The sequence below is a fragment of the Acinetobacter sp. NBRC 110496 genome (genome assembly GCF_000876115.1).
GTDB lineage: Bacteria > Pseudomonadota > Gammaproteobacteria > Pseudomonadales > Moraxellaceae > Acinetobacter.
Genome location: NZ_BBTF01000134.1, coordinates 1 through 1,320, shown reverse-complemented (window position 1 = coordinate 1,320; position 1,320 = coordinate 1). Strand labels below are relative to the sequence as shown.

1 protein-coding gene and 1 pseudogene are annotated in these 1,320 nt (G+C 36.4%); both read right to left on the bottom strand.

Annotation, left to right across the window (positions count from 1 at the left end):
* Positions 1–275: pseudogene (locus Aba26S_RS20900) on the bottom strand (transporter); the annotation flags it as partial.
* Positions 276–604: 329 nt separating this feature from the next.
* Positions 605–1,320, bottom strand: a 716-nt coding sequence (locus Aba26S_RS20895) for an outer membrane protein transport protein (protein WP_043975157.1), incomplete at its 5' end; no start/stop codon positions are given.

Below are 1,320 nucleotides of genomic sequence, written 5' to 3'. Positions count from 1 at the left end.
AATAATCCTAGTGAAATATTATCGGTTGGCTGTATTTTAATCGCTGCAGAAGGGAAGTAGTAATCATCTCCCATATCACTGATTTTTTCATCTTTAACAACTGTAGAGGTACCTTCTACAGTTGGATCAATTACTGTAAAACCAGCTTCAGCATAGTTGCCCGATTGAAAAAAAGCAGACATTGATTGCCCAGATCGATCTAGACCGCCAGCTATGACAGAAGTTGTTGGGATTAAGCTGAGCAAAATAGCCGAGCTAAGAGCTGTAAGCTTCATAGGGAACATTCCTTGTTGTAGCTTTAAGTAAGTGATTGGCACGAAAAGTAACATAAATACAAAAAGAGTAAATGCTCAACTACGGTTGTAAAATGAACTGAAAAGTTAAAAAATATACTTGTGTAGAGTAAAAACACTAAAAAAAAATATTAATTTTATGATTTATATGGATTTATTTTTAAATGCTGAGTGGCTGATTGAATATTATGCAAAATGTTTAAGTGTTTATTTGTTGCTCAAATGAATCACAAGTGTATAAAAAAGAGCGTAGATGTCATTGTTGAAAAAGAAAAAACCATCTTTACAGATGGTTTTTTCAGCATTAATAATTAGAATTTGTAGCCCATTTTTAGGCCGTATGCGATTGCATGGTTATCTTTGAATTCTGCTACATAACCTGCTGTATCAAACTGAGCGCCAGTTTGGGCTTTAGCATCACCTAACCAAAAGTATTTCACGCCGCCAGCAATGAAAGTTTGTGGTGTTGGGCTAAATTGAGCACCTAAACCTACATTCCAATAACCTTCTGTTGGACCTAGCGTGTCTACAGGATTACCTGCACCAGAGTCCCAACCTACAGAAACGTTACCTGCCCATTGATCATTTAACTTACGTCCAACACCTACTGTTGCAGAAATTTGGTCGTCAGTATATGCAACAAGATCAAATTCAGGCTTACCACTTTGACTTTGTACAAGTGCATTTTTACTTGCTAAACCAAACTTATAAGGTTGAGTAGAGAAATTTGACCAATCAACCCAACGAACATTAGCAAAAGCAACTGTATTTGCCATGATGCCTGTTTGGAAATCTAGGTTTACAGATTGTGGGGTCGTGATATCTGTATTTAGAGAAGGTGCTGCATTTAAACCAGCAAATAGACCAGCTGAATTAAAACTTTCTTTAACATTTACAGAGTGCTCAATTTCAGAGCGATATGTAACAGATGCTTTTAATGCAATATCAGGAATTTGAAAAGCCGCACCAGCTAACCAGCCAATATCACCAGTTTCTTTAATACTTGCATTATAGCCACCAAAAGTAG